The 6,571-nt window shown below is 70.4% G+C and carries 5 protein-coding genes; 1 reads left to right on the top strand and 4 read right to left on the bottom strand.

The annotated features are described in order from the left end of the window. Positions 1-563 (bottom strand): hypothetical protein (locus tag AB0G04_RS23950; protein WP_360986620.1); only part of this gene is annotated, 563 nt, incomplete at its 3' end. Positions 564-1,105: 542 nt separating this feature from the next. On the opposite strand from AB0G04_RS23950, the gene AB0G04_RS23945 reads away from it, so the two are divergent. Further along, on the top strand, positions 1,106-1,996 hold the full coding sequence (locus tag AB0G04_RS23945) for an NAD(P)-dependent oxidoreductase (protein WP_360986617.1): 891 nt from the start codon (positions 1,106-1,108) through the stop codon (positions 1,994-1,996). Between the two features lie 8 nt (positions 1,997-2,004). Here AB0G04_RS23945 and AB0G04_RS23940 read toward each other — a convergent pair whose 3' ends face one another. The 3 genes from AB0G04_RS23940 to ctaD form a co-directional block, all read right to left on the bottom strand. After that, complete coding sequence (locus AB0G04_RS23940) at positions 2,005-3,189, bottom strand: amidohydrolase (protein WP_360986614.1); 1,185 nt, start codon at positions 3,187-3,189, stop codon at positions 2,005-2,007. A 28-nt stretch (positions 3,190-3,217) separates the two neighbouring features. Continuing rightward, positions 3,218-4,519 carry a hypothetical protein gene (locus tag AB0G04_RS23935; protein WP_360986611.1) on the bottom strand — a complete coding sequence of 434 codons (1,302 nt, stop codon included), beginning with the start codon at positions 4,517-4,519 and terminating at the stop codon, positions 3,218-3,220. Positions 4,520-4,653: 134 nt separating this feature from the next. After that, complete coding sequence (ctaD, locus tag AB0G04_RS23930) at positions 4,654-6,402, bottom strand: cytochrome c oxidase subunit I (protein WP_360986608.1); 1,749 nt, start codon at positions 6,400-6,402, stop codon at positions 4,654-4,656. Positions 6,403-6,571 lie beyond the last annotated feature (169 nt).

The raw sequence follows: 6,571 nt of genomic DNA, 5'->3' as shown, positions 1-6,571 counted from the left end.
GTCACCCACTCGTAGCCGCGCAACATTCGGCGGCCCTCCTCGAGCGACGTGGCCGCCTTACGGCCCAGCAGCCCATCCAGGACAGTGTGCGGGCAGTGCGGGGCCCGGTTGACCAAGACTTCGCCATACACGGCGTCCACGTGCTGAGCGGTTGCCTGCACGACTGCGAGCACCGCGTCGCACACTGCCCGCAGCGCGGACTGATCCGCCAGGACGACGAGCAAGTCAAGCCAGAGGAATGCGCCGCATCCAGGGCGGAAGACCCTGACATCGACATTGCTGACCGGGCCGCGAGGATGAGAGTCGCCGTAGCTCCAGATGGTCTGAAGCTGATAGAGGTCCGGGACCAGGCTGTCGGCCCACACTCGGCCACTGATGGGTCCCCCGCTGCCGTCCTCGGCGCGGGTAAAACCGGTCACCTTGCGGTCGACCGGGACCGCACCCGAGGGCTGAACCAGGGGCAGCAACGCAGCCTCGGCAGCGTCGTGCCAGCTGGCCACCGCAGGCAGATCGGCCACATCCAGATAAAGCACGGCCCGAACTGAACAGGAGTCGACCTCCATCGGACCTCCCGAGAATGGTGAATTGCTGCCCCGCGATTGCGACCTGGACACGGTACGGTCCGCGCGGGTCGGGCCAGTTGAGGGCCTGGCCGCGGAACGCATGGTGTCTCCTGCGGGTCGGGGTTGTCGGCGGCGATGGTGCCGAGGTAGTCCGAAGGTACTGACACGCCGGTCGCACGGGGGCGTGCCCATGACGAGCCGGAAGCCGTACGGCGTCTTGCGCCGGTCATCAGGCCGTAGGCGAGCGACCTGGCAAGCCAGGGTGGGTCTCCGCCCCCTTACCTTTTCCGCCCTCATCTGCCTCGCCCGCCGCGGCGTCGACGTCCTGCACGCCATGCCCCACACCGGGACGACCTACCAGCACAAACCGGCAGAGAAGCTAGCCCTGGCTGCTTGACAGAAGCTATAGGGACACCCCCGGCGGCTGTCTCCGGGACGGGTCCCGGGGCCACCGCGGCGTTCCGGCCATCGGCACCACCCGGCGGCTGTCTCCGGGACGGGTTCCGGGGCCACCTCGGCGTCCGGGGTGAGAGGATCGCGCGATGCCGCCCCTCCGTATCGCCGTGACCGGGGCGAGCGGATTCTGCGGCAGCGTGGTGGCTCGGGCCGCCGCCGGGGCCGGTGCCACGGTGGTCTGCCTGGGCCGGCGCCCCGGGCCGGTCGGCGAGCAACGGTACTGGGACGCCACCCGTACGCCACCGGACCTGACCGGGACCGACGTCGTCCTGCATCTCGCGGCGGCGGTCGGTGACCCGCCGCCGGGCCGGGCGTCGGAGGCGGCCTTCCGGGCGGTCAACGTGGACGGCACCGCGCGTCTCGTCGAGGCAGCCGGGGGCCGGCCGGTCGTGTGGGTGAGCAGTGCCAGCGTCTACGCCCCTGCCGGACCGGAACCGATCACCGAAGACCACCCGTTGGGCGGGATGACGGCCTACGGGCGTACGAAGGCCGCCGGTGAGCGGCTCGCACTGGGCGCCGGGGCGGTGGTGCTGCGCCCGCGGGCGGTCTACGGCACCGGCGATCCACATCTGCTGCCCCGGTTGCGCAGGGTGGTCCGCGGTAACCGCGCACTGCTCCCCGGACCGGACATATCGCTCAGCCTGACCGCCGTGGAGAACCTGGCGGACGCCTGCCTCGCCGCTGTGCACTGGCCGTCCGGTGCCTACAACATCGCCGACGCTGTCGCCTACCGGCGCGACGAGGTGGTCGGGGCAGCGTGCGGGGTACCGGTCACCCATGTGCCGGTTCCGCTGGTCAACGCTGCCGCCGCGGTGCTCGTGGCGGCGGCGCGGGTCACCCGGCGTCCGGCGCTGCTCTCCCGGTACGCCGTGGAGCAGCTCACCCGCCCGGTCGTCCTCGACATCGGCCGGGCCCGTGCACAGGGCTGGAGCCCTCGCCGGTCCTTTCGCGACTTCCTGGCCGATCAGCCGGCCTGACCGCCGGGTTACGTGCGGGCCCGCGGCCGGTTCCGGTGGCCGGCGACGTAGGCGGCCCGGCGTTCGGGGTCGGCGGCCAGGCCGGTGGCGGTACGGGCGAGCAGCTTGGCCGCGTGCAGCAGCGCCTCGTCGCCGGCCGGACCGGCCGCGTGGGCCGCGAACTCGTGGGTGTGCGGGACGGCGGTCACCCCGCGAAGCGCGATCATCGGGTGGATCGACGGCACGACGTGACTGACGTTGCCCATGTCGGTGGAAGCGGTGGTGATGCCGCCGGGCAGTGGCACGGCGGTCCGGCCGAACGTCGGCAGATGGCTCGCGTACGTCTCGATCAGCCAGCCGTCGTTGCGCAGGTCGAGGTAGTCGGGTTCGGTCCGCCGGAACTCGACGGTCGCCCCGGTGGCGAGCGCACCGGCCTGGAAGCAGGCCTGGACGCGCCGCCGCAGCAGGTCCAGCTGGCCGGTGCCGGGAGTGCGTACCTCGTATTCCAGGACGCTACGCTCCGGAATGATGTTGGTCTTCTCCCCGCCGGAACGGACGAATCCGGCGATGCGGTAGTTCGAGGGGGTCTGCTGCCGTAGCAGACCGATCGCCACCTGTGCGATCACCGCCGCGTCGGCCGCGTTGACGCCGTCCCACGGGGCGCCGGCCGCATGTGCCGGGCGCCCCTCGAAGGTCACCTCGAACCGGGTGCACGCCTGGGTGCTGTCACCCGGGCCGGCGGTGTCGGCGCCCGGCCCGGGGTGGGCCATCATCGCCACGGTCACGTCGTCGAAGGCGCCGCGTTCGAGCATCAGCTGTTTGCCGCCGCCGCTCTCCTCGGCCGGGGTGCCGAGCAGGACCACCCGGAACCCGTACCGGCCGGCGGCGGCCCGTAACGCGATCGCCGCGCCCGCGGACGCCGCGCAGATGATGTTGTGCCCGCAGCCGTGACCGATTCCGGGGAGGGCGTCGTACTCCGCGCACAGCCCGATGGTCAGCTCACCCTCACCGTAGGAGGCGCTCACCGCGGTCGGCAGATCGGCCACACCTTTGGTAACCTCGAATCCGGCTTCGGTCATCAGCGCCGCCAGTTTCGCCGCCGACTCGTGCTCGGCGAAGGCGACTTCCGGCTCGGCGTGCAAGCTGTGACTGAGACCGATCAGTCGTGCCTGCCACTCGTCAACGGCGGCATCGGTATCGGTCGCCAGCGACATACCGCCATCCTAAGTCGGCACCGGCCGCTCAGCGACGGGACGGACGCCGACGGGTCAGAACCAGGGAGAGCAGGCCGGCGAGGACCAGGCCGGCTCCGGCGAACCCGACGATGCCGACGTCGGAGCCGGTCAGCGCGAGGTCGCCGCCACCCGTACCGGATGAGGGGACGGAAGGTTCGGAGACCGGGACCGGACCAGCGGCCGGATCCGATGCCGAAGGCGAGTCCACCGAAGGCGAATCAACCGAAGGCGGGTCGGCCGGGGCCGCCGGCGAAGGCTGGGCGGCCGGCGCCGGACGGATGTCCCGGCGGGCCCGCGGCTTGTCACCGGCAGCCGTGGCCGGAGCGCAGGCAGCGACTGACAGCTGACCGATCGCGACGTCGAGCAGGTGTGCCCGCCCGGCCCTGACCTCGACACGCAGGGCCGCCGCCTCGGCCTGGACCTGCCGGCCGCTCCGGGACTGCCTGACCTCGCCGAGCGAGATCCGCGCCTCGAGGGCCGCGGGTGCGCCCCGCCCGACGCTGCCGAGCAGGCCCAGGGAGATCGTCGCGCCGGAGTCCTTGAGCACCTGGACGGGTTTCCCGGCGGTGGCCACCTCGAGCACGGCCGGCCGGTAGCTGACCCGGTGCCGGTCACCCCCGGCGACGACCTCCAGGGTGGGCTGGGTGACGACCTTGATCGAGATCGCCTGCGGGGTGCCGGCGAGCAGGCTGATGTCACCGAGGGCGACACCGGCCCCGGATCGTACGCCGGCCCGGCCGTTCCCGAGCGCGATCAGATCGGTGGCGCTCTGCGTGGATCCGGTCGGCCCGATCCGCAGCAGGCTGGTCCGGCGGTTCCCGGCCGTCATGCCGGAGTCGAGTACCGCGACGCCGCTGAGCATGGTCACTGACCGGGTCAGTGGCCCGGTCCGGCCACAGCGGTAGGCGTTGTCCCAGGTGGCGTGGGCGGTCGACGTCCCGGTGCCGGCGGTGGTCAGCCCCGCGGCGTCGAAGGCGACGAGTTCACGCTCGACGGGTCCGCCGCGGCCCGGTGCGGCGTGCCGGGCCCCGGCGCCACCGGCCGGCAGGCCGAGGACCGCGGCGTCGGCGTGCCGCCCGGAGGCGACACTCCGGTAGGGCCGGGCCGCACTGTCGACGGTGCCCCCGGCGGAGGCGAGGCGCACGCCCGCGAGGGCGTTGGAGCCGGAGTCGAGCACCTTGAGGTTGACCAGGTCGGCCCGAGTACGGGCGGTGAAGTCCCCGGCGGCGCAGTCGCGGGGCGTCATGGCGGCGGGCACGGCGGGAATGGTGAGCGAGGCGACCATGAACGCGTGCAGAGCGATCGGCATGAGGTCCCTTCCGACAGGGGCGAGTTGTCCGATCTCTCATCGCGCGCACGGTTTGCTAGCTACGGGGCTTTCGAACCTCTTTCACGATGAGCATCTACGCTCAAAACCGACAGACCCCTCGTTAACCGCCTATCTCAACGATCGGTACGGTCCTCCTGATAGCTGGCACCGCCGGTGGATTCCTCGGTCAGCGGGCGCGCCCCGCCCTCCGGCGGACCCGCCTCGGACTGCCCGCCGGCCGCCAGCTGCGGGAACTTGTGGTCGAAGGCCGGCCGCTCGGAACGGATCCGGGGCATCCGGTCGAAGTTGCGCAGCGGCGGCGGGCTGGTGGTGGCCCACTCGAGCGAGTTGCCGTGCCCCCACGGGTCGTCGGCGGTAACGACCTGGCCGGCCCGGTACGACTTCCACACGTTGTAGATGAACGGCAGCGTCGCCGCGCCGAGCACGAACGAGCCGACCGTCGAGATCATGTTCAGGACGGTGAAACCGTCACCCTGCAGATAGTCGGCGTACCGCCGGGGCATTCCCTCGTTGCCGACCCAGTGCTGCACCAGGAAGGTGGCGTGGAAGCCGATGAAGGTGAGCCAGAAATGCACCTTGGCCAGCCGTTCGTCGAGCATCCGCCCGAACATCTTCGGGAACCAGAAGTAGATGCCGGAGAAGACCGCAAAGACGATCGTCCCGAACAGCACGTAGTGGAAGTGCGCCACCACGAAGTAGCTGTCGGTCACGTGGAAGTCGACCGGCGGCGACGCGAGCAGCACTCCGGTCAGGCCGCCGAGCAGGAACGTGACCATGAACCCGATGGCGAACAACATCGGCGACTCGAACGTGAGCTGCCCCCGCCACATGGTGCCGATCCAGACGAAGAACTTCATCCCGGTCGGAATCGCGATCAGGTAGCTGAGCAGGCTGAAGAACGGCAGCAGCACCTGGCCGGTGGCGAACATGTGGTGCGCCCACACGCTCATCGACAGCATGGTGATCAGGACCGTGGCCGCGACCAGGGTCTTGTACCCGAAGACCGGTTTGCGGCTGAACACCGGGACGACCTCGGTGATGATCCCGAAGAACGGCAGCGCGATGATGTAGACCTCGGGATGGCCGAAGAACCAGAACAGGTGCTGCCACAGCATCGGCCCGCCGGTCTCCACGTTGAAGACCTGAGCGCCGAGCACCCGATCCGCCGCCAGGGCGAACAGCGCCGCCGCCAGGAACGGGAACACCAGCACCACGAGCACGCTGGTAAGCAGGATGTTCCAGGTCATGATCGGCATCCGGAACATGGTCATGCCGGGGGCCCGCAGGCACAGGGTCGTGGTGATCATGTTGACCGCGCCGAGGATCGTGCCGACACCGGAGATCGCCAGCCCGACCACCCACATGTTGCCGCCGTAGCCCGGCGAGTGCTGCCACGTGCTCAACGGCGTGTAGGCCGTCCAGCCGAAATCCGCCGCCCCACCCGGGACCAGGAACCCGCCGAACGCGATCAGGCCGCCGAAGAAATACAGCCAGTACGCGAACGAGTTGAGCCGCGGGAACGCCACATCGGGCGCACCGATCTGGATCGGCACCACGAAGTTGGCGAACGCGAACACGATCGGGGTCGCGAAGAACAGCAGCATGATCGTGCCGTGCATGGTGAACAGCTGGTTGTACTGCTCCGGCGACAGGAACTGCATACCGGGCCGGCCCAGCTCGGCGCGCATCATCAGCGCCATCAGACCGCCGAGCACGAACCAGGCGAACGCCGTGAACAGATACATGATCCCGATCTGCTTCGCGTCCGTGGTGCGGAGGGTGCGCGCGAGCCAGGAACCTCTGACCTGACGCCGCACCGGCCACGGCCGGGACTCCACGGGGCGAGGGGTAACAGCGGTCATCGAAAGTCCTCCCTGGACTGTTCGTACCCCGCGCCGACCTGCTTGCCAACCCGAGTCACACTCACCACCGCCGATCAAGTCCCGGGGCGTGCACCATGCGCACAACCTGGCGGCAGGCACCGCCGGGAGGCCGCATACCCGTTGTCCGCGATGTAACCCTTACCGGCCA

Source organism: Actinoplanes sp. NPDC023801 (genome assembly GCF_040639655.1).
Taxonomy (GTDB): domain Bacteria; phylum Actinomycetota; class Actinomycetes; order Mycobacteriales; family Micromonosporaceae; genus Actinoplanes.
The sequence above is the reverse complement of the archived record's forward strand: the minus strand, read 5'-3'. Positions and strand labels throughout refer to the sequence as shown.

Excerpts from the sequence above, each read along its gene's own strand:
- AB0G04_RS23945 (WP_360986617.1), top strand. The coding sequence starts at position 1,106 with ATGCCGCCCCTCCGTATCGCCGTGACCGGGGCGAGCGGATTCTGCGGC.
- AB0G04_RS23935 (WP_360986611.1), bottom strand. The coding sequence starts at position 4,519 with ATGCCGATCGCTCTGCACGCGTTCATGGTCGCCTCGCTCACCATTCCC.
- AB0G04_RS23940 (WP_360986614.1), bottom strand. The coding sequence starts at position 3,189 with ATGTCGCTGGCGACCGATACCGATGCCGCCGTTGACGAGTGGCAGGCA.
- ctaD (WP_360986608.1), bottom strand. The coding sequence starts at position 6,402 with ATGACCGCTGTTACCCCTCGCCCCGTGGAGTCCCGGCCGTGGCCGGTG.